We start from the raw sequence: 20,745 nt of genomic DNA, 5'->3' as shown, positions 1-20,745 counted from the left end.
CGAGATCGGCCAAAAAGACCCTATCCGGATGAAAACCCAATAGGGCTTTCCTATCCGGCGGGAGGTTCGAAGAAGACGGTCACGGGGTGTGCCTGTTCCGCCTCGGTCCCAGCGGGCGGATCCTGTCGCACCGCGAAGCCGGTCCCGACCAACGAGGCCTCCAGGCCGAGAGAACGCGTTTCGATCAGAACCTCCCGCATCGTGAGGCCCCTGAAATCGGGAATCCCGGTCTCAGGCAACATCGGCCCCGGCTGTTCGGCAACGATCGTCTCGCCCGCCGATGCCTCATGGACGATCTCGATCTCCTTTTCCTCCCAACGGATCTGCGGCGGGATACGCAGGTGGTTCAGCGCCGCCTGGGCCACTTCCCGGAAGACGGGAGCCGCTACCACCCCGCCGTAGATGCTTTTCCTCGGTTCGTCGAGCACCACGGCCATCACAAGACGTGGTTTGTCCGAAGGGACGAAGCCGACGAAACTGGCGATGTACTTCCCTCTCGCGTACCCTTTTCCATTCGGATCGACTTTCTGGGCGGTTCCGGTTTTTCCTCCCACGTGAAAGCCTGGGATGGCCGCCTGTGTGGCGGTGCCCCCTTCCTGGGTGACGCCTTCCATAATGGAGGCCATGGTGCGGGCAGTCCGCTCCGAGATCACCCGCCGGACGGGTTGCGGGGAGGCGGTGAAGACCGGTGTGCCCATCGGGTCTTCGATGGTCTGGACGATGTACGGGCGCATCAGCGTACCCCCGTTCGCGATGGCGGCCATGGCCATGACCAACTGCAGTGTGGTCATGGTGAGCCCCTGTCCGAAATAGGCCGTGGCCTGGTCGATGGTCCTCGCTTTTTCCGGTGGACGAAGGAATCCGCTTCGTTCACCGGCAAGCTCGATGCCGGTCGTCTGCTCGAACCCGAACCGTTTCAGGTACCGGTGATAGGTTTGGTACCCGAGCCGCTGGCCGATTTTAGTCGCTCCGATGTTGCTCGACTGCACTACGATATCGGCTGCGGTGAGGATTCCGTGTTCATGGGTGTCATGGATCACCCGCCTCCCGATCGTATAGCTGCCCTGCTCGCAGTCGATGGCCGTGTAAGGTGTGACGACCCCTTCTTCCAGGGCGGACGACAGAAGAAAGGTTTTCGCTGTCGAACCCGGCTCGAACCAGTCGGTGATCGTGCGGTTGCGCCAGTGCTCCGGCCGGTGGGAACCGAAGGTGTTGGGATTGAACTCGGGATACACGGCCATGGCCAGGATTGCACCGGTGTTGGGGTCTACGCAGACCATATTGCCGGAAACGGCCCGGGAATCGATCACGGCATCCTTGAGGGTCTGCTGGGCCTTGTACTGAATATCCTTATCGATTGTGAGGACCAGGTCGTGGGGTTTCTGATCGGATGTCATGACCCGGTCGATGGCGAAGGGGCGCTTCAGGGCATCCCGCATCTGAACGAGCTGTCGTTCCGGCCCACGCAGCAAATGATCATAGGTCTTTTCCAAACCTTCCAGCCCTTGGAAATCGGTCCCGACAAAGCCGAGCACGTGCCCGCCAACCTCGTTGCAGGGATAGAAGCGGCTGGCCTCCGTCGTTGTCCCTACGCCCTGGATCTGCAGCTGACTGACCTTCGCGGCGATGTTCGGGGGAATGCGGCGCTGCAGCCAGACAAAACTCCGGTCCTTTTCGATCTGGGTCTGGATCTCTTTAGGATCGACCCCGAGTACGCGGCCCAGTTCGGCGGCTGCTTTCTCCTTGTCCTGGATCTGTCTGGGATGGGCGAAAACGGATCCCAGCTCCACGCTCAAGGCCAGTTCATGCCGCTGACGGTCATAGATCGTCCCCCGTTTGGGAGGGAGTTTGACGATGACGGTATAGCCCCCCCGAGCCACTTCAGAAAGGTGTTTACCCTGAAGGATCTGCAGCTGAAAGGCCCGGCCGAGAATAGTGCAAAGCCCGAGCAGGAAAAAGATGCTGACCAGGTGAACCTTCAAACGGGTCTTTTTCTTTTCGTTCAGGTTCATGGGATCACGACGATCTGCTCGGGAGACGGCTCCTTCAGCCCCAGTTTTTCGGTTGCCTGAGCCTGGAGGTTGCGGGGAGACTTGAGAAACGCCAGTTCGGCTCTCAGTTTGCGGTTGATCTCCCGGAGCTGAATCTCCTTGCGTTTGAGTTGGCTCAATTCGTACCCGATCTGCGTATTCTGGAAATTCGACCACACATACCCGATGCCGCTCAGCATGAAAACGGCGAGCAGCATGATGACCCAGAGGACCTGTCTGCGCGTCAGGGTCCATTTAGGCCGCCGCGCGGAGGCGTTTTTCACGCGCATCCCGGTTTTGGCGTTGCGCTCGATCAGCATTCGATGAACCTGCGCTGACCTGTTCATGTCGCGATCCTTTCAGCCACGCGCAATATGGCGCTTCGCGCCCGTGGATTCCCGGCGATCTCGGCCTCTGTCGGCCGGACAGGTTTCCTGAACAAGCGTTTGAAAAGGGGGGTACGCCCGCAGACGCAGACTGGAATACCCGGGGGACAGGTGCACACCTGCTCCCAATCGGTCATGGCCTGTTTCACCCGCCGGTCTTCGAGAGAGTGATAGGCCAGGATGACCAGTCTGCCACCGCCTGCCAAAAGCCAAGGGACCTCTTGCAGAAACCGGTCGAGTTGTTGCATTTCCTGGTTGACGGCTATTCTGAGGGCCTGAAAGGTTCGAGTGGCAGGATGCCTGTTCGAATGACCATGAGATGGTGGAACGATCGACCGCACCATCTCCGCCAGTTGGTGGGAGCTGAGGATTGGCTTTATTTTCCGCGTTCTTACGATGGCCTTCGCAATCGACCTGGCCCTTTTCTCTTCCCCGTATCGTCGCAGGATGTCTTCGATATCTGTCAAAGAATAGCTATTGACGATATCGCCCGCTTTCAGAGAACCGAGAGGATCCATACGCATATCCAGGGGTTCGTCTCGCTGGAAGCTGAATCCTCTGCCGGAATGCTCCAACTGGTAGGAAGACATCCCCAAGTCCAGCAGGATTCCGTCGACAGCCGCGATGCCGGCCTCGTGAAGGACTCTGCCGAGTTCGGCAAAACCGGCCCTGACCAGGGTGACCTGTCTGCCGAGAGGGGCGAGCCGGGCCTCCGAAATCCGGAGTGCTTCAGGGTCCCGATCGAGGCAAATCAGGCGCCCCTCGGGTGCCAGGCGTTTCCGTATCGCTTCGCTGTGCCCTGCGCTGCCCACCGTGCCATCGACATAAACTCCGCCCGGGTCGTGGACCAAAAATCGGACGACCTCGTCCAGCAGGACGGGTTCATGGGGGTATTCCACGCCGGATTCCTCAAATTCCCAGATCTGCGAGGGCTTGACTCACCTTGGGGAATACCGCCTTGGCCCGCTGGAATTCTTCTTCCCACCTTGGGCGGTCCCAAATCTCGAATCGTTTGAGGCCGCCGACGAGCACGACCTCTTTGTCGAGGCTGGCGGTTTTTCTCAGGTGCTGGGACAGGGTAACCCTACCGTTTTTGACAGCGCAGACCTCGGCGCCGGAGATGAAATACCTGATGTAAGATATGGCGGCCTGGTCGAATTGGGGCAAACTGGCGGCCTTTTCTTCGATGACGCTCCAGTCATCCCGCGTGAAGGCCCACAAACAGCCGTCCTGATTGGTGATGACAAGGGAATCCTCATTCTTTTGGTCGAGCACCTCTTTGAAGCGGGCGGGGATCGCCAAACGCCCTTTCTCGTCCAGATTGTGTTCGGACCTGCCCCTGAACATCTGAACCCCTTTGTGACACTATATTGCACCAATCGCCCACTTTGTGCCACCATGAAACGAAACTCTTCGTTTGTCAAGCAAAAAGGTTCGAGCAGAAAAGGGAAATATCGCTGAGATTACGGATAAAAAACATAGAGGAGAGAGAGGAAATAGACGATCAGGAAAAAGACATTCAGGAACAATCCGGCGTAGGCATAATCACGGTCCCCCCGTTTCTCGATGAGGGGGATGGATTTGAGGGAAGTGCAAAGACCCGCGAATAGAACCGCGGGGGGTGTAACAATATAAACTATTGAAAATGATAAAGAAACAAGGCGATCTTCAGAGAACAGCACCCATGCGCAAACCAGCGCGCAGGCGATGAAGGGCAGCAGAAACCCCGCGATGGCAAGATGGTTGGTCTGAATCGGTTTTTGATCGGGCATGGACTGTTCCCACTCCCAAAAAGGGTTCGGTGTCTGCCTGAAAATGCCCCCCTTCCCGGTGCAAGATGTCGATGCAACAAAATCAATCGGTTGAGCGGCCACTCGCGTATAAGGGCTGCAAACTCCTAAGAAAGCCTGCGCGCTATCTTGTTGTCGATGAAGTGGATTCCCCGGCGGAAGAGGTCGAGCCGTCTGAGGAAGATCTCTTCGGTCAGGCCCTCCGCCAGGATGTGATCCGCGAGCAGGACCTGTTCTTCCTGCAATCGAAGCAGCTTCCCGGCCAGGAGATTCCGGTTCAATTCGTCGATCTCTTCGTCTTCCAGAAAACCAGCTCCCACAGGCCCCAGGATGTAGGACTGGAGGGTTATGCAAACGCATGACTGTGATGGGAGCATGACACGGTAAGAGAAGACAGCCACAGCGGAAAATCCAAGCTGCACGATGAGATGGTCAGGCTGTTCGTCGAAAGGGAGTTTCTTGTCCTTCAACCAGCGGGCCACCTGAAGCTGCATCCCGAGTGAATGGGGTTCTCTGGGGAGCAGATTCTGGAAAGGCGAATGGTGCCCTTCGGGGAGTATCATTCCTGTATGGCCTCGATCTTTCAAAGAAATCCTTCTGCAAAAACGATTTAGTTTCCATCCGGAAATGGTCTTTTTGGCCAATCTCGGCGTCAATCTGTACGTTTGCTTGTGCGGCGACCCACAGGTCGCCTCCGCGCAAACGCTTGATTTCCTTGATATTGGCAAAAAATCTTCATTTCCGGGTTGGAAACCGGGTCGTGCTGGATAAAGCACACCCGGATGGACACGATTTAGCCGGGCCAACGCATCTCCGCCCGGCAGGCAAGAGAATTCAGCCCGAAGTTGAATCCTGACCGCATGCGCGAACCGAATCACACGGGGTTGATAAACCAGGCGTACCCATTCAAAAGCATATGTTGTGCAATGGCACTTAGCAGAGGAAAGGCCTCGTAGCAAGCAATTTTTCCGGGCCAAGGTTTCGGCGACAAGGCCCTTCTTTGTTTTCTGTTGTCAATGAAAGGATTTTGAGATTTAATAAGAAAGAATGTATTGAAAATCAAGATCAAAGGCTGATTTTGATACGGTTTGGGTCCGATTTTCGGTGGATGCCCGCTCTCAACGGGAGACTGTTGCTGCAGGGACCCGGTCTGATTCCGCAGAATATTTCATTGCAGAAAGAAGGGCAAGGTTGGTCCAGACTTCGGTCAGCAAAGCGGCCCCGTTCCGGGGGCGCCATGTAGTGGTGGGGGTGACGGGCGGCATCGCGGCCTATAAGGCGGCGGAGCTGGTGCGTCTGCTGGTTCGGGAGGAGACTCGGGTGCGTGTGGCCATGACCGAAAACGCGACCCGTTTCGTGGCGCCGTTGACCTTCGAGGCGCTGTCCGGGAACCGGGTGATCCGGTCGATGTGGGAGGAGGCCGGGACGGGGATAGAACATATCGCCTGGGGGCAGGAGACCGATCTGATCGTTGTCGCGCCGGCGACGGCCAATATTATCGGCAAGATGGCCTGCGGGATCGCCGACGATTTCCTGAGCACGATGCTCCTGGCCGCCACCGCGAAGATTCTCGTCTGCCCTTCCATGAACACCCGTATGTTCGACAACCCCGTCCTGCAGGAAAACCTCTTGCGGCTTCGTCAGAGACTCGTGTCCGTTCTGATGCCCGGGGAAGGGGCCCTCGCGTGCCGCACCGAAGGGCGGGGGCGGCTGCCGGAGCCGGAGGACATCGTGGAGGAGGCCCGTTTGCTTCTGACGCCGCAGGACCTGCAGGGCAGGAAGATACTCGTCACGGCGGGGGCCACGCGCGAACCGATCGATCCCGTTCGCTATGTGAGCAACCGTTCCAGCGGGAAGATGGGGTACGCGCTGGCGCGCGCGGCCAGACAAAGGGGCGCGGCCGCGGTGCTCGTCAGCGGGGGGACCATACTGAAGCCGCCCGCGGGGGTTGAAGTGGTGGAGGTCGTTACGGCGCGGGAGATGCGGGAGGCTGTGTTCGGGCGCCTCGATGGGTGCGATATGGTGATCAAGGCGGCTGCGGTTTCGGACTACCGGCCGAAGACGACCGCACCGCAAAAGGTCAAGAAGGGGGCCGAAGAGTTGAGCCTCGAGATGGTCAAGAATCCGGATATCTTGAGAGAACTCGGGATGTCCAGGGGAGATGATGGTCCTTTGCTGGTTGGGTTCGCCGCGGAGACGGAGGCCCTTTTGGAGCACGCGCGGGAAAAACTGCACAACAAAAACCTCGATATGATCGTGGCCAATGATGTCTCCGCCGCCGATGCCGGGTTTCAGACGGACACCAATCGGGTCAAGATGCTTTTCCGGGACGGCCGCGTGGAAGAGAGCGGCCTTCTTTCCAAGGACGCCGTGGCGCATCTGGTCCTGGACAGGGCGGTGGAGATCATGAACCGGCGGCGCAAGGACGCATGACGGGGAAAGAGGGGCTGCTGCTCGAGATCATCATAAGGGGATGGGTTGTCTGAAATGACACGGGACGCTCCAATCGAGGGCCTCATCGAACAGATGAAAGCGGCCCTCGCCTATTATCGCGAGTTGGGCTTCGACCCGCCGCCGATCAAGAGCCGCCGGGCGGTCCGGATGCTTGCCGCTGGGGCCGCGGCGCCGATCGAAAAGAAGGAGTCCGCCAAACCGTTTACGCTCGAAGACCTTCGGGAAGAGATCGGAGACTGCCGCCGGTGCAAACTCCACCTGGGCCGGAAGCACCTGGTTTTCGGCGAAGGCGCCCCCGATGCTTCCCTCGTCTTCGTCGGGGAGGGGCCGGGCCGTGACGAAGACCTGACCGGCCGGCCCTTCGTCGGTGCGGCGGGGGAACTCCTGACCCGGATCATCGCCGCCATGGGATTGACGCGGGAAGAGGTCTACATCTGCAACATCGTGAAGTGCCGTCCGCCCCGCAATCGCGATCCCGAGAAGGACGAGGTGGAAGCCTGCCTCCCTTTCCTCAGGCGGCAGCTCAGAATCCTTCGGCCTAAGGTGATTTGCGTCCTTGGGCGGGTGGCGGGCTGCAGCCTCCTTGGCGGGGCCTTCAAGATCAGCGTGGACAGGGGCCGCTGGTTCGACTTCGAAGGGACACCGCTCATGCCGACCTACCATCCTGCCTTTTTGCTGCGGAATCAGTCCGCCAAACGGCAGGTATGGGAGGATGTCCAGAAGATCATGGGGCGTCTGGGCCTGGAGGTGAAACGCAATGATTGAGGCGGACGCGTTGCGGGCATCGAGGCGGCTGAGCCGGATCACGTTCCTCCTGATGATGATGGTTTTCGGCCTGTGTCTCCTGTCTTGGGCGGAGGAGCCGGTTGTTTTCGTGATCGATCTGGAGGGGCCGATCAATCCCGGGACAGCGTTGTACGTCGAACGAGGGATCGAAGAGGCTTCCGAGGCCGGGGCGGTGCTCGCGGTCGTTCGCATCGATACCCCCGGGGGGTTGGCGACCTCCATGCGTTCGATCATCAAGGCCGTTGTCAATTCGCGGGTGCCTGTGGCCACCTTTGTCGGTCCGGGAGGGGCGGGCGCAGCCTCCGCCGGGGTCATGGTGACCGTTGCCGGGCATGTCGCCGCGATGGCTCCGGGAACGAACATCGGGGCGGCCCATCCTGTGGGTGCCGGTGGCCAGGACATCGACGAGACCATGTCGGAAAAGGTGGTCAACGATATGGTGGCCTATGCCCGAGGCATCGCGGAGGGCAACGGCAGAAACGGTGACTGGGTGGAGAAGGCGGTTCGCGAGAGCGTTTCCATCACGGCGGAGGAGGCCCTGAAGCTGAACGTGGTGGATCTGCTGGCCGAAAACGTTCCGCAGCTGCTGACGAAGATCGACGGCCGCAAGGTCAGGATGCCGCAGGGCGAGGTGGTGCTCCGCACGGCCGGGGCTCGGCTGCAGCCGTTCGAACCGGGCATCCGCGACCGGATCCTCAAGACCATCAGCGATCCGAACATCGCTTACCTCCTCATGATGATCGGCCTGGCCGGACTCTATTTCGAACTGGCCCATCCGGGAGCCATTTTCCCCGGGGTCATCGGCGGCATGAGCCTGATCCTGGCCTTTTTCGCTTTCCAGACTCTCCCAGTCAATTATGCGGGGCTCATGCTGATTGCCCTGGCGATCATCCTGTTCGTGATCGAGGTGAAGGTGACGAGCTACGGGCTGCTCTCCATCGGCGGCCTGATTGCCTTGACCTTGGGATCGGTCATGCTTTTCGAGGATCTCAGGGTGTCCCTGCGGTTCATGATGCCGACCGTCCTCTTGGTGGGCGGATTTTTCGTCGCTGTGGCCGGGTTGGCATTCAGGGCTTACCGGCGCAAGCCGATGGGCGGGGAGGAGGGGCTCGTCGGCGAGGTGGGGATGGTCAAGCGCGCCATCGATCCGGAAGGGTTGGTGTTTGTCCATGGCGAGTATTGGAACGCGCAGGCCCCCGAGCGCATCGAGGCCGGGGAGAAGGTGGAGGTCGAAAAGATCGAAGGCCTGACCCTGAGGGTCAAACGCCGCGTTCCCTGAACCTTTCGCGGGAGGATTCTGCTTATGTTCTATATTCTGTTTGTGGTGCTGGTCGTCCTTTTTCTCGTTTCGGCTATCAAGATCCTCAGGGAATACGAGCGCGGCGTGATTTTTCGCCTCGGCCGGGTGATCAAGACCAAAGGGCCCGGCCTCATCATCCTGATCCCGGTGATCGATAAGATGGTCAAGGTCAGCCTGCGGCTCGTGACGATGGATGTGCCTGCGCAGGACGTGATCACCCGTGACAACGTTTCAGTCAAGGTCAACGCCGTGGTTTACTTCAGGGTGATGGAGCCCACCAAGGCGACGGTGGAGGTGGAAAACTACCTCTTCGCCACGTCGCAGCTGGCGCAAACCACCCTGAGGAGCGTTTGCGGCCAGGTGGAGCTGGACGAACTCCTTTCGGAGAGGGACAAGATCAATACGGAGCTGCAGAGCATCCTGGACAAGCACACCGACCCCTGGGGCATCAAGGTGTCCACGGTCGAGCTGAAGCATATCGATCTGCCGCAGGAGATGCAGCGGGCCATGGCGCGTCAGGCCGAGGCCGAGCGCGAAAGACGCGCGAAGGTCATCAACGCCGAGGGTGAGTTCCAGGCGGCGAACCGGCTGGCGGAGGCTGCCGCCATCATCCAACAGCATCCTGAGGCGCTTCAGCTTCGCTACCTGCAGACGATCCGGGAGATCTCATCGGAGGGCAACACTACGACCTTCTTTCCATTGCCCATCGACCTGTTCAAACCTTTCATAAAAAAAGATTAGGATTAAAACCGCATCGTTGTTATGATAAAACATTAGAATTTCGATAAGGAGCAGAAAGAGAGACTATGGACGAAGAGATCAAAAAGGAAACTCCGCAGGAAGAAAAGAAACTCCCCGACAGACCGCTCGATAAAATGACCGCTCCCGAACTCCGGGATCTGGCTATGGAAATCCCGGGTGTCACCGGCGTGCATGCCATGAAGAAGGAGGAACTCCTCGCCATCATCAAAGAGTACCATGGCATCGAGGATGAGGAGGCGCCGAAGCAGAAAAAGGGGGTCAAAGCCGCCCTTCCGAGTCCCACAGAGCTAAAGGCGAAGATCGCCGGGCTCCGTGCTGCCAAAGACCGTGCGCGGGAGGCCAAAGACCGTAAGACCGTCGATATCGTGCGGCGGCGGCTCAACCGGCTCAAGAAGTTGACGCGCAAGGCCGTGCATGCCTGACCGTAAAGAGATGGAGGGCAGGCGACTCGTTTGGAGGTTGCCTGCCTTTTCTTTTTTTTGGAGGCAGGCGCAGATCCACGCTCGGATGTCAGGACAGCATGAGTGAAGAAGGTCGATGGGTGAGAGGGCGGAGGGCGGCAGCGATCATCCCGGCCGCCGGCGCCGGTCTCCGCATGGGTGCGGCGCGCCCGAAGCAGTATCTGCAGTTGGGCGGTCGCCCGATCCTGGCCGAGACACTGGAGGTGTTCGAGCGGTATCCGCGGGTAGATGCGGTCGTGCTCGTCGTTCCGCCCGATGATGTCGTCTGGTGCCGCACCGAGATCGTGGAGCGCTACGGGTTTCGGAAGGTCAGCCGCGTTGCTCCGGGCGGTGCGACGCGCCAGGAGTCGGTGCGGCTCGGGCTGGAAGCCGTGGTCGAGGAGCCCGAAATCGTTCTGATCCATGATGGTGTGCGGCCTTTCGTCGCTTCCGACATGCTGGACCGCCTCTTCGAAGCGCTCGCGGGGCACCGGGCGGTGGTGCCCGGGCTTGCGCCGGATGAGACCGTCAAGCGGGTCGGAGCGTCGGGGGACGTCGAGGAAACGCTCGACCGTTCGGTGCTGCGCCTGATCCAGACACCGCAGCTTTTCCGCTGGGTGGATATCCGCCTGGCGCATGAGCGGGCGCGCATCGCCGGGTGGACGGACGTCACCGACGACGCCATACTGCTCGAGCGTTCTGGAATCGGTGTGACGGTGGTCGAGGGCGCGCGGGAAAACATCAAGATCACCTCGCCCTTCGATCTCGAGCGGGCCAAGTTCCTGTATGGCCTTGGGCGCCCCGGGCATCGGGCCCTCAAGGCCGTTCCGGAATGATGCGGTCCACGGCCGGGGATGGATTTCTCCGCCGATCCCGGTATCGACATCCTATGGTTCAGGGGCTGCGGGCTGTTTGTCGGCCTTTCTCTGCAACGATGTGCGCGAAGCGATGAACGGGAGTGGTCCGGTTGCGGAATCGGGCCCCGCCTGTACTGGGTGATGATGGAATGGACGCAAAGGTTTTGAAGATTGGAACACGCGGCAGCCGCCTGGCCTTGGCCCAGACCGAGTGGGTCAAGGGCTGCATCGCGTCGCAGCATCCGGATATCCGTATTGAGTTGGTCAAGATCACCACCACAGGGGACAGGATCCTCGATTCACCCCTCAGCCGGATCGGGGGCAAGGGCCTGTTCGTCAAGGAGATCGAAGACGCCTTGCTCGATGGCAAGATCGATCTTGCGGTGCACAGTATGAAGGACGTTCCGGCCGAGCTGCCGCCGGAGCTTTGTCTGAGTGTTTTTCCGCTGCGTGAGGATGCGCGCGATTTCCTGATCACGGGGGGGCACAAGACGCTGCAAGATCTGCCCGAGGGGGCGCGGGTGGGAACGAGCAGCCTCCGCCGCTCCGCGCAGCTTCTGAATTTGCGGCCGGATTTCCGGATCCTGCCGCTGCGGGGCAATGTGGAGACGCGCCTCCGAAAACGGGACGAGGGGGTGTGCGAGGCGGTTGTATTGGCCTCGGCGGGTTTGCGCCGGTTGAATTTGGGCGTCCCCCCCGGCTTCCTGATCTCCCCCGAAGAGATGCTTTCGGCTGTCGGTCAGGGTGCGCTTGGCCTGGAGGTCCGCCGGTCTGATCAGGCCGTTATCGAACGTCTGGCCTTTCTGAACCATCCCGCGACGGAAACAGCCGTGAGGGCGGAGCGCGCCTTCCTGAAGCGTCTGGAGGGTGGATGTCAGGTGCCCATTGCGGGGTGGGCACGGGTGGAGGAGACCGGCCTGACGATGGATGGGCTTGTGGCTGAGCTGGACGGAAGCCGGATTATCCGCGACAGGGTCTTCGGCCGCCCCGAATATGCCGAGGCCGTCGGACGGGAATTGGCCGACCGGTTGCTGGCTGCAGGGGCGGACAAGATCTTGAGCCGGGTCTATGCCGAGGCCGGGGCGGGGCGATAGGGCCGGGCGTGTCCATTGAAAGGCTGGTTGAATGATGTCTGAGAAGGCCAAGGGCAAAGTTTATCTCGTCGGTGCGGGTCCAGGGGACCCGGGCCTGATGACGATTCGGGGGCGCGATTGCCTGGCACGGGCGGATGTCATCGTCTTCGATTATCTCGCTAATCCCCTTTTCCTCAGCTATGCCGCCCCCGAGGCCGAGCGGCTCTACGTCGGGAAGCAGGGCGGATGCCACACGATGAGCCAGGCGGAGATCAATGCGTTGATCGTTGCAAAGGCGGAGACGGGAAAGACAGTCGTCCGGCTGAAGGGCGGGGATCCCTTCATATTCGGCCGCGGTGGGGAAGAGGCCGGGGAGCTGGTCGAGGCGGGCATCCCTTTTGAAGTCGTTCCGGGGGTTACCTCGGCGATCGCGGTACCGGCTTACGCCGGCATCCCCTTGACCCACCGGGATTATACCTCCACGGTCGCTTTCGTAACCGGCCATGAAGACCCCACTAAGGGGAACTCGGAGATCGCGTGGGACAAGCTTGCCCTGGGGGCTGGGACCCTGGTTTTTCTGATGGGTGTGGGTAACATCGGTCTGATCGCTTCCCGACTCATGGCGAACGGTAGGCCGCCCGAGACGCCGGTTGCCGTGATCCGAAGGGGGACCCTGCCTGAGCAGAGGACGGTTGTAGGCACCCTCGGCGAGATTGCCGGGCAGGTCGAGAAGCAGAATCTGAAACCCCCGGCCGTCATCGTGGTGGGGGGAGTGGTGAATCTGCGTGGGATGCTCGAGTGGTATGAAAAACGGCCGCTTTTCGGGCGCAAGGTGGTTGTTACGCGCGCCAGGGAGCAGGCCAGCGAGTTTCTGGCGATCCTCCAGGAACTCGGGGCGGAGTGCATCGAATTCCCGACGATCGAGGTCGTGCCGCCTGAGACCTGGGAGCCGATGGACGCTGCGATCCGCTCGTTGGATTCTTATGACTGGGTGCTTTTCACCTCGGTCAATGGGGTGCGGTTTTTCCTCGAGCGACTGGCAGCCGCCGGAAAGGACGTGAGGGATCTCAAGGGGATTCAGATTGCGGCCATTGGCCCCAAGACGGCCCGGACATGGGTGAACTTCGGCATCGAGCCGGACTTGGTGCCAGACGAGTATCGGGCCGAAGCGGTGATCGCGGCTTTCAGGTCCAGGGCGGTTTCAGGAATGCGCATCCTGTTGCCGCGGGCGGAGAAGGCACGGGAAATCCTCCCCGAGGAACTCCAAAAGATGGGGGCGCAGGTCGATCTCGTTCCTGCCTATCGGACGCTCCGGCCGACGGGCGCAGTCGATCGCGTGCGCGGGCTCCTGGAGCGAGACGAGGTGGATCTGGTCACGTTCACGAGTTCTTCCACGGTGACCCATTTTCTCGAGATGTTCGACGGCGCCTACGGCGGGGAGCGGCCGCCCTGGCTTGGGCGGGTGCGGACCGGGTGCATCGGGCCGATTACGGCCGAGACGGCGCGAAAAAAAGGGTTCAGGGTCGACCTGATCCCTGAGCACTACACCATCGAGTCGTTTGTCGAAAGCATCGTGTCCTATTTCGAGTCGTTGCCGAAGCGCTGATCCGAGCGTGCGCGTCCATCGGTTCTTCGCATGTGATTCCTTGCCGTGGGCGGGTCCGCAGGCCTTATTCACTCAATTTTTGCAAGATGATCCAGGAGGGGTTTTGCCGTCATGGAACAATTGCCGATCCGGATTTACACGCTCAGCACCTGCAGCCACTGCAAAGCGACCAAGCGGTTCCTGGGGGAGTGCGGGCTGCAGTTCGATTTCACGGATGTCGATCTTCTGGAAGGGGAAGAGCGTGCGCTGATCCTCGAAGAGGTGCGCCGGTTCAACCCGAACTGTTCCTTTCCGACGATTGTCATCGGGGACAAGGTGATCGTGGGGCACAAAGAGGATGAGATCAAGGCGGCGCTCGGGCTGTAGCCGCTTCGAGAAAACGGCCGGCCTGCCGGGCGGCTGTTTCGATGATTCGTTGGAGGCTTCGCATCGAGGCCTTTCAATCAACGGTCGGCAGCGTTGCAGAGATCCGTTGTTCGGTTTTTGGGGTGCACGGGTCCGGTTGTTTTCTCCAACCGGGTCTGGTGGGTGTGCTCCGGATGCATGGCCGGCGATCCCCTTTTGAGGCGGCGCCGGAGAGGTTTGTGTGGTGGACGGTATACCGGTTCTCGTAAAAACCATCCTCGTTTTTTTCATGGTTTTGGCCCTGAGCAGGGTCCGGCTGAAGCTGAGCTACTGCCTCTTCGCCGGCGCCGTCGTGCTCGGGCTTTGGTCGGGCATGGAGCCCTACCCCCTCGGCAAAAGTCTGGCGTGCAATTTCGTACGGTTCGAGACGGTGAACCTGGTCCTGATCGTGGGATTGATCCTGGTGATCAGCCGCCTCATGAAGGACAGCGGGCAGATGGAGCGGATCGTGGACCGATTCGGAGCCCTGACGCAGGATCCGCGGACGGTGGGGGCCGTCATGCCTGCCCTGATCGGGCTGTTGCCGATGCCCGGGGGGGCCCTCTTTTCTGCCCCGATGGTGGAGACGGCTTTCTGCGAGGCCTCGCTTTCCCGGGAGAAAAAGACGGTCGTCAACTACTGGTTCCGGCATATGTGGGAGTACTGGTGGCCGCTTTATCCCGGGGTGGTCCTGGCTGTCGGGCTCCTGCACGTGGAGGTGTGGCGGTTTATCGCCGTCATGTTTCCGATGACGCTGATCACGGCCCTGGCAGGGGTGTTTTTTATCCTACGCCCTATGGGGATGAAGGCCCCCGAGGAAAAAAGGAGCCGGGACGGCAAGGCTGTCGGGGCGTTTCTCTGGGAGGTTATGCCGATCATCGTGGTGGTGGCGGTGATCGCCGTCATGGCGCTGCTCACCTTGCTGCTGAAGCTGTGGGGGATCGATTGGGCGCTCCCCGGCGGCGTGGCGATCCTGCCCGGCCTGCTGGCGGCCCTGATCTGGGTGATCCGGCTGAACCGTATCCCGCTGAAAGGGGTCTGGTCCGCGCTGACGGATAGAGACGTGCTGCCGATGATCCTGCTTGTGGCAGCCATTATGCTTTTCAAAGGCGTGATGACCGACAGCCAGGCGGTCACCCATATCAGGGACGAACTGGTTTCTTACCGCTTCCCCCTGATCTGGGTCATTCTCGTGATGCCCTTTCTCTCGGGGCTGATCACCGGGATCGCCATCGGGTTCGTGGGGGCCTCGTTCCCGCTCATTATCCCGTTGTTTCCCTCCGGTTCGCTTCTCGAATATCTCTCCTATGCCTGTCTGGCTTACTCGTTCGGGTATATGGGGATGATGCTTTCCCCGGTGCACCTGTGTTTCCTTGTGACCAAGGATTACTTCGGGGCCAGCCTCCTCAAGAGCTACCGACCGCTGATCCTGCCTGTGGGCACTGTCCTGGTGTTCGCTTGGCTTTATTTCATGGTGCTGACGAAGTGGGTCGCCGCCCCCTAATCCTTTTCCAAGGGGCGCCGGCAGGGTGGTCGTTGCCTGTTCCCCCTTGATGGTCACGGTTTCGTTTTCAGGACACCTCAATTTGCCGATCAGGAGTTGGTCGTCCTGCAGCAGCACCGTCACGTCCTCCTCGGCAGTGAGACAGGCGATTTCCTTCGCGTCGATGCGGATCATGCCGGCGTAGGAGGTTTCGAGTTGGAGCACGCCCTTTTCCATGCTGACAATGCGCCCGCTCAACTGATCCCCGTTTTTGAGCCGTACCTGATCGGCCAAGGCTCCCTCACTGGACAGTATGCAGAAACCGGCGGCGAGCGAAACGATCCATCTTTTACCGATTGCAGACATGAGCGGATTTCTCCTTCTTGAAAATGAAGTGGGGCGAACGCTTCAGGCAGTTTTTGGATTCTTGGACCAGCAGGGACACGGTAAGAAAACTGAAGGTTTTCACAGAGGGGACCTGCAGGATGCCGGAGAGGCGCCTCGACAGATCGAGCCGAGATCGACCGCACCAGGCCCGCCCGGAAGGAGTGGTATTCAGGCGGCGAAGCCCGTGAAGAAAAAGACTGTTGCCGGCTGAAAATCAATCCGGTCCAGGGTTTAGGCCAAACCGCCGACGAAAGCGACCCCTCTTGTAATGCCCAAAGGCAGTCCATCTGTAAAGGCTCAATGCGCGATAAATTGTCAGAGGATTCAGCGGAGAGGTGGAAGGGGCGTATAAAAAGCGGAATTGAAGTTTCTCTTTTCAGTTCAAAAGGAACTGTTTGTTCTTGGGTTGAGCTGAGTGAAACAGGGAGGCACGCCGCCATCTACATCCTGACACTGAAAATTTCCTCTGCGCCGATTTTCCTTCAGATCCACCGGGCAAATATGATGGCCAGACGGGTGCAGATGTCCGGTCCTCATGTGCGGATGCAAATGATTTCGTGTCCATCCGGAAATGATGATCCGGCATGGCCCCCTTGGATATGCGCTGCCTGTTGCAGGGGATCGTTCTGGAATGGAGAGTTCATTCTTCAACATTTTCGTCATATTTCATGTGAAAATGCTTTTTTTTATATTTATTATTCTTTCGTGACCTTATTTCAGATTCTTTGAACTTGTTTTTCCGGCAGGATGGGCAGCGCCTTGGGGGGTCGAATCCCATACTCAGAAAGTGCTCCTGCTCGGTCACAGTAAAAACAAAAGCATTGTTGCACTGAATACAGATCAGAACCTTGTCTCGCATGATCCTAAAAACTCCGAAGCCTGAGAAACGTCAGGACGTCCACAACGTGGATATGTCATCGGCTTTCCTTGTGGAAGCTGCATGATCGAGAAGAACCCGAGATATGAATCCTCCGTTTTTAGAAGGTAGAATGTTCGATATAGACCTGTTTGGATTTCCCCGTGTAAGAGGTCTACCGCGCACGAGTATCAGCTTACATGAAGTGCCTTGAATTCTTCTTTGTGGATGCCGTATTTGGTCATCAGTTTGTGTAGCTGTCGTGTTGTGATTCCAGCCGAATCCGCTGAATCCTTGATGCGCCCTCTATGGCGGGTAAGCAGCTGCCTGATGTAGATCTTTTCGATATCCTCCAGACCTTTTCGCCTGAATTGAGACAGTGTCATGGACGTGTCCGTCGAAATACCATCAGTCGGTGTTTGAGGTTCGACCATCTCCATCGGGAAACTTTCGGGCCGCAGCTCGGATTTCGTCTCGAGGATGTAGGCCCTCTCGACCAGATTTTCCAGTTCCCGGATATTCCCCGGCCAGGAGTGGTGCTTGAATTTTTCGATGACCAGCGGGTGAACGGTGAGGATATTCTTGGCGTAGAGTCCGTTCAATTTGCGCAGGAAACTGGCGACAAAGAGCGAAATGTCCTCGAGGCGTGCGCGCAGCGGCGGTATATGGATCGGGAACACATCCAGGCGGTAGAACAGATCCTTTCGAAACTGTCCTTCTTCACACATCTTTTCGAGGTCGGCGTTGGTTGCGGCGATGATCCGCACGTTGGCCTCGAGCACCTCTTCGCCGCCGATTCGTTCGAAGGTTCCATCCTGCAGGATCTGCAGGAGTTTGATTTGGGCGGCAGGGGTGATCGTCCCGATTTCGTCGAGGAAAACGGTGCCTCCTCGGGCCAGTTCGAACTTGCCGAGCTTCTTTCGCAAGGCACCGGTGAAGGCTCCCTTCTCGTGCCCGAACAACTCGCTCTCGAGCAGGGAATCCGGTATGGCGCCGCAATGAACGCTGATGAAAGGAGCTTCCCTCCGGTTGCTCATCTCATGGATGAGCCTCGCGAGGACCCCTTTGCCGGTCCCGGTTTCACCTACGAGCAGAACGGTGCTTTTCGTAGGGGCGACGGAGTGTATCTTTTCGAAGACCCCCTTCATGATGGGGTTTCGAGTGTCGATGATCGGGGAAAAGGCGGCATGGGCGACGATGTTCCGTTTGACTTCAGCCGTAGTTGAATGATCGGCGGGACTGAATCTCGCAGCCACCTGGTTGATCTTTTCAGAGGTGATGGGGAGTGTCATAAAGTAGTTTGCGCCGGCTCCGATAGCCTTCAGATCCTCACTGTTACGCAGGGCGGGTGACAGTACGACGATCACGGCCTGGGAGTCGATCTCGCTGAAGGGGGAGAGGATCCGGGCATAGTCTGCCGGTTGGTCCAGCTCATCCAGGATTCTGAGATCGACAAACACGTGCGTGTGCCGCCGTTTTCGGAATAGTTCCAACGCTGCAGCGTTTCCCTGCGCCAAATCGAGCCGACCTGCAATGGGCAGGCAGGAGCGCATCTGACGTCTGAGCGCCGGGTCTTTGGACATAAGGAGGTAAGATGGGATGTCACTCATGCCACTTACCGTGCTTCCACGAAATCAATGCCTTCATTATGAAGGATGCCGTTTGTTCATTCTGCCGGCCCGGCTCGATTTCCACAAGGGGACAGGTCTTGGCTCTGTAATCGGCCCGGTGCGTCAGAGGCCCTACAGCGGCGGTTGTCCGCATCTGCAAGGCTTATCATGGGCTCCCAGCCGCCCAGCGGCCAATCCAGGCAGGCGCCGAACCGCTGCGCTCCAATCCTCGAAATGAAACGCTCTCCAAGGGCCGTTTGAAAGAGTCCACCCACCCCAAAACAGAAATTTCCCGACACACTCGAAAAACCCGGAGAGACCGGATTTTCCTCGACGGGAAGCCAGCCGAGCATGCTATGTCATAGTGACCATTTTTCCGCAAATGTCAACGAGAAAGCAGGGGTGCTGCGGGCCGATTTCTCCAAAATTTTTACACGTAATTTCGATCTGTTAAGCTCGGCTTCTCCCGGTTTTTGCCGATGGATGGGGTTGAAAAATCATCAGTGAGGTACGTCCGGAAGCGATGATCGGGGAAAACCCGGCTTTCATCCGGAAATGACGATTTTTCTTCGCACCCTTCGGGTGCTCAGTCCCACCGCTTCGCGGCGGGTCCCGGTTTGGCCAATATAAAGGAAATCAGGCACTAGTGCGGAGGCGGCCTACAGGTCGCCGCACAAGCAAACGAGCGGATGGACGCAGAGATTGGCCAAAAAGCCCGTTTCCGGATGGAAACCAGTCGAGGGATGTGCAATCCCTCCGCACCCCCGCTCTGGAGAGATAGAGAATCTTGAATTCCGTTCTTGAGAGTCTTTGGGTGAAAAACATAGGATATCAATATCTTAAAATATGGCATCTTTTTTGCTTTGTGGCCGTAAAGACTGAGGTTATCCAGGCGCTTCAAGACCCCTGGACGCCGTCCACGCAATGGAGCAAGCCGCCGATGATAACAATGAGAGGAAAAGGTCTGATCATTCCCGTGGAATGGGATGAAAAGGGCAATGTGCTGAGGATCGCGATTTCAACACAGGGTGAAGGGGAATACCATATCGATCCCGATGAACAGGGTGAAGCCCTGAAGGCGCTGATCCGCAAAGAGGTGGATCTGACGGGCGAAGTCCGGATGATCGGAAGGAAAAAGGTTGTAAGGGTGAAGGCGTTTCACTTGGTTAAAGATTGGGATATTGTATATAAAACCACCCATTAGGATTCAGGAGGAAGTAAAGCGGAATGAAAAGTGAGATCGTGTTGCCGGAGGAGTTCGAGCCTCCCAGTTCCGGGCCGGCCGTGCCCAGGCTGGAAGCCGTGGGGCATAACCTTGCGCCGGCTGTTCATCTGAGGCGTGTACCGGACGCCTCGTCTAAAAGGCTGTTTCATGTACCCAGATTTCCGGAGAATCCCCGCACCAGGGCCTTCCGTCTGCGGTTTTTCCCGGATGTCGCCCCACAGGAGTGGAATGACTGGCGGTGGCAGATCCAGCACCGGTATCGCGATATCGAAGACCTGGAGCCTGTCGTCGACCTGATCAAAGAGGAGCGGGCGACCCAGATCCGCGGCGCACAGCTGCCGCTGGCCATTACACCCTACTATGCCAGTCTTCTCGATCCGCACGACCCCTCGCAGGGTATCAGACGCTCGGTCGTGCCTTTGAGGGCGGAGTGCGTCCGGTCGCCCGGCGAAGCCGAGGATCCGCTCGGGGAGGAGTCCGACAGTCCGGTGAAGGGGTTGGTACATCGCTATCCGGACCGGGTGCTTTTCCTGGTGACCGACTTCTGCTCCACCTATTGCCGTTATTGTACCCGATCGCGCATGGTAGGCCATCGGGACGGCTCCGGACTGCCGCAGTCTCAATGGGAAGAGGCTATCCGCTATATCGAAAAGACGAAGACGGTCCGCGACGTGCTGATCTCCGGCGGCGATCCTCTGACCCTCCCCGACGAAAAAATCGCCTGGCTCCTCAAACGCCTGCGCCGCATCCGCCATGTGGAGTTCCTGCGGATCGGCACCAAGGTGCCGGCTGTGCTTCCGCAGCGGGTTACCCCCGAACTGGTGCGTATGCTGAAGCGCTTCCATCCGCTCTGGATGAGCATCCATTTCACGCACCCGGCGGAGTTGACGTCCGAAACGGCCTGTGCATGCGAACGGCTCGCCAACGCAGGAATCCCTCTCGGCAGCCAGACGGTGCTGCTAAAGGGGATCAACGATCGGGTGGAGACGATGAAGGCCCTTTTTCAGGGACTCCTGCGGCTGCGGGTGCGTCCCTACTACCTCTACCAGTGCGATCCGATTCTCGGGTCGTCTCACTTCAGAACACCGGTGGAAAAAGGCCTCGAGATCATCGCCGGGCTGCGCGGCCACACCACGGGATATGCCGTTCCGACCTATGTCATCGACGCCCCCGGCGGCGGCGGAAAGATTCCGCTGCTGCCCGAGACGGTGGTTGGGTGGGAGAACGGCGATCTGGTCCTCAAAAATTACCAGTCGCGGCTGTTCCGTTATCCTGGCGGGGCCGGTGATCCCCCCGCGGAACATGCATCGTTGTAA

Annotated in this window: 23 protein-coding genes; 15 read left to right on the top strand and 8 right to left on the bottom strand. The window is 59.0% G+C overall.

The window, feature by feature from the left end; translation table 11 throughout:
* Nucleotides 1-50 precede the first annotated feature (50 nt).
* The 6 genes from ACZ500_RS15400 to ACZ500_RS15375 all read right to left on the bottom strand — a co-directional run bounded on the left by ACZ500_RS15400 (nucleotide 51) and on the right by ACZ500_RS15375 (nucleotide 4,769).
* Nucleotides 51-2,012, bottom strand: coding sequence for a penicillin-binding protein (locus ACZ500_RS15400; protein ID WP_464228247.1), 1,962 nt, complete (start codon nucleotides 2,010-2,012; stop codon nucleotides 51-53).
* A complete protein-coding gene (gene ftsL, locus ACZ500_RS15395) occupies nucleotides 2,009-2,377 on the bottom strand; it encodes a cell division protein FtsL (RefSeq protein WP_464228246.1) in 369 nt (122 codons plus the stop codon). The genes ACZ500_RS15400 and ftsL overlap by 4 nt, the downstream gene beginning before the upstream one ends.
* Nucleotides 2,374-3,315, bottom strand: a complete 942-nt coding sequence (rsmH, locus tag ACZ500_RS15390) for a 16S rRNA (cytosine(1402)-N(4))-methyltransferase RsmH (RefSeq protein WP_464228245.1) — start codon at nucleotides 3,313-3,315, stop codon at nucleotides 2,374-2,376. The genes ftsL and rsmH overlap by 4 nt, the downstream gene beginning before the upstream one ends.
* Before the next feature lie 10 nt (nucleotides 3,316-3,325).
* Nucleotides 3,326-3,763: a division/cell wall cluster transcriptional repressor MraZ gene (mraZ, locus tag ACZ500_RS15385; protein ID WP_464228243.1), complete on the bottom strand. Its 438-nt coding sequence runs from the start codon at nucleotides 3,761-3,763 to the stop codon at nucleotides 3,326-3,328.
* 116 nt (nucleotides 3,764-3,879) lie between these two features.
* Entirely contained in the window at nucleotides 3,880-4,188 is a 309-nt protein-coding gene (locus ACZ500_RS15380) for a hypothetical protein (RefSeq protein ID WP_464228242.1), read from the bottom strand.
* Nucleotides 4,189-4,313: 125 nt separating this feature from the next.
* A complete protein-coding gene (locus ACZ500_RS15375; RefSeq protein WP_464228241.1) occupies nucleotides 4,314-4,769 on the bottom strand; it encodes a hypothetical protein in 456 nt (151 codons plus the stop codon).
* Nucleotides 4,770-4,833: 64 nt separating this feature from the next.
* On the opposite strand from ACZ500_RS15375, the gene ACZ500_RS15370 reads away from it, so the two are divergent.
* From ACZ500_RS15370 to ACZ500_RS15310, 13 genes are all read left to right on the top strand, one after another.
* The gene (locus ACZ500_RS15370; protein ID WP_464228239.1) at nucleotides 4,834-4,977 is read left to right on the top strand and encodes a hypothetical protein; all 144 of its coding nucleotides are present in this window, start codon (nucleotides 4,834-4,836) and stop codon (nucleotides 4,975-4,977) included.
* 420 nt (nucleotides 4,978-5,397) lie between these two features.
* Nucleotides 5,398-6,639 (top strand): bifunctional phosphopantothenoylcysteine decarboxylase/phosphopantothenate--cysteine ligase CoaBC, encoded by a 1,242-nt coding sequence (gene coaBC, locus ACZ500_RS15365; RefSeq protein WP_464228238.1) that lies wholly within the window; start codon nucleotides 5,398-5,400, stop codon nucleotides 6,637-6,639.
* Nucleotides 6,640-6,693: 54 nt separating this feature from the next.
* Nucleotides 6,694-7,425, top strand: a complete 732-nt coding sequence (locus ACZ500_RS15360) for a uracil-DNA glycosylase (protein WP_464233063.1) — start codon at nucleotides 6,694-6,696, stop codon at nucleotides 7,423-7,425.
* A complete protein-coding gene (locus ACZ500_RS15355) occupies nucleotides 7,418-8,725 on the top strand; it encodes an NfeD family protein (RefSeq protein ID WP_464228237.1) in 1,308 nt (435 codons plus the stop codon). Before ACZ500_RS15360 ends, ACZ500_RS15355 begins: the two co-directional genes overlap by 8 nt.
* A gap of 24 nt (nucleotides 8,726-8,749) precedes the next feature.
* Entirely contained in the window at nucleotides 8,750-9,487 is a 738-nt protein-coding gene (locus ACZ500_RS15350) for a slipin family protein (RefSeq protein WP_464228235.1), read from the top strand.
* A 65-nt stretch (nucleotides 9,488-9,552) separates the two neighbouring features.
* A complete protein-coding gene (locus ACZ500_RS15345) occupies nucleotides 9,553-9,930 on the top strand; it encodes a transcription termination factor Rho (RefSeq protein WP_464228234.1) in 378 nt (125 codons plus the stop codon).
* A gap of 98 nt (nucleotides 9,931-10,028) precedes the next feature.
* Entirely contained in the window at nucleotides 10,029-10,784 is a 756-nt protein-coding gene (ispD, locus tag ACZ500_RS15340) for a 2-C-methyl-D-erythritol 4-phosphate cytidylyltransferase (protein ID WP_464228232.1), read from the top strand.
* Between the two features lie 170 nt (nucleotides 10,785-10,954).
* Nucleotides 10,955-11,899: a hydroxymethylbilane synthase gene (gene hemC / locus ACZ500_RS15335; protein WP_464228231.1), complete on the top strand. Its 945-nt coding sequence runs from the start codon at nucleotides 10,955-10,957 to the stop codon at nucleotides 11,897-11,899.
* A gap of 31 nt (nucleotides 11,900-11,930) precedes the next feature.
* Entirely contained in the window at nucleotides 11,931-13,484 is a 1,554-nt protein-coding gene (cobA, locus tag ACZ500_RS15330) for a uroporphyrinogen-III C-methyltransferase (protein WP_464228230.1), read from the top strand.
* 111 nt (nucleotides 13,485-13,595) lie between these two features.
* Entirely contained in the window at nucleotides 13,596-13,850 is a 255-nt protein-coding gene (locus ACZ500_RS15325; RefSeq protein ID WP_464228229.1) for a glutaredoxin family protein, read from the top strand.
* Nucleotides 13,851-14,073: 223 nt separating this feature from the next.
* Nucleotides 14,074-15,372, top strand: a complete 1,299-nt coding sequence (locus ACZ500_RS15320; RefSeq protein WP_464228228.1) for a DUF401 family protein — start codon at nucleotides 14,074-14,076, stop codon at nucleotides 15,370-15,372.
* A 96-nt stretch (nucleotides 15,373-15,468) separates the two neighbouring features.
* Nucleotides 15,469-15,738, top strand: a complete 270-nt coding sequence (locus ACZ500_RS15315) for a hypothetical protein (RefSeq protein ID WP_464228227.1) — start codon at nucleotides 15,469-15,471, stop codon at nucleotides 15,736-15,738.
* A 300-nt stretch (nucleotides 15,739-16,038) separates the two neighbouring features.
* Complete coding sequence (locus ACZ500_RS15310; RefSeq protein WP_464233141.1) at nucleotides 16,039-16,467, top strand: hypothetical protein; 429 nt, start codon at nucleotides 16,039-16,041, stop codon at nucleotides 16,465-16,467.
* On the opposite strand, the gene ACZ500_RS15305 is transcribed toward ACZ500_RS15310, so the two are convergent.
* Nucleotides 16,379-16,597, bottom strand: coding sequence for a zinc-ribbon domain containing protein (locus ACZ500_RS15305; protein ID WP_464228226.1), 219 nt, complete (start codon nucleotides 16,595-16,597; stop codon nucleotides 16,379-16,381). The genes ACZ500_RS15310 and ACZ500_RS15305 overlap by 89 nt on opposite strands.
* A gap of 188 nt (nucleotides 16,598-16,785) precedes the next feature.
* On the bottom strand, nucleotides 16,786-18,177 hold the full coding sequence (locus ACZ500_RS15300) for a sigma 54-interacting transcriptional regulator (protein WP_464228225.1): 1,392 nt from the start codon (nucleotides 18,175-18,177) through the stop codon (nucleotides 16,786-16,788).
* 967 nt (nucleotides 18,178-19,144) lie between these two features.
* Here ACZ500_RS15300 and ACZ500_RS15295 point away from each other — a divergent pair.
* Nucleotides 19,145-19,408, top strand: a complete 264-nt coding sequence (locus ACZ500_RS15295; RefSeq protein WP_464228224.1) for a hypothetical protein — start codon at nucleotides 19,145-19,147, stop codon at nucleotides 19,406-19,408.
* A 23-nt stretch (nucleotides 19,409-19,431) separates the two neighbouring features.
* Nucleotides 19,432-20,745 carry a KamA family radical SAM protein gene (locus ACZ500_RS15290; RefSeq protein WP_464228223.1) on the top strand — a complete coding sequence of 438 codons (1,314 nt, stop codon included), beginning with the start codon at nucleotides 19,432-19,434 and terminating at the stop codon, nucleotides 20,743-20,745.

This window comes from Desulfatiglans parachlorophenolica (genome assembly GCF_055394735.1).
The sequence above is the reverse complement of the archived record's forward strand: the minus strand, read 5'-3'. Positions and strand labels throughout refer to the sequence as shown.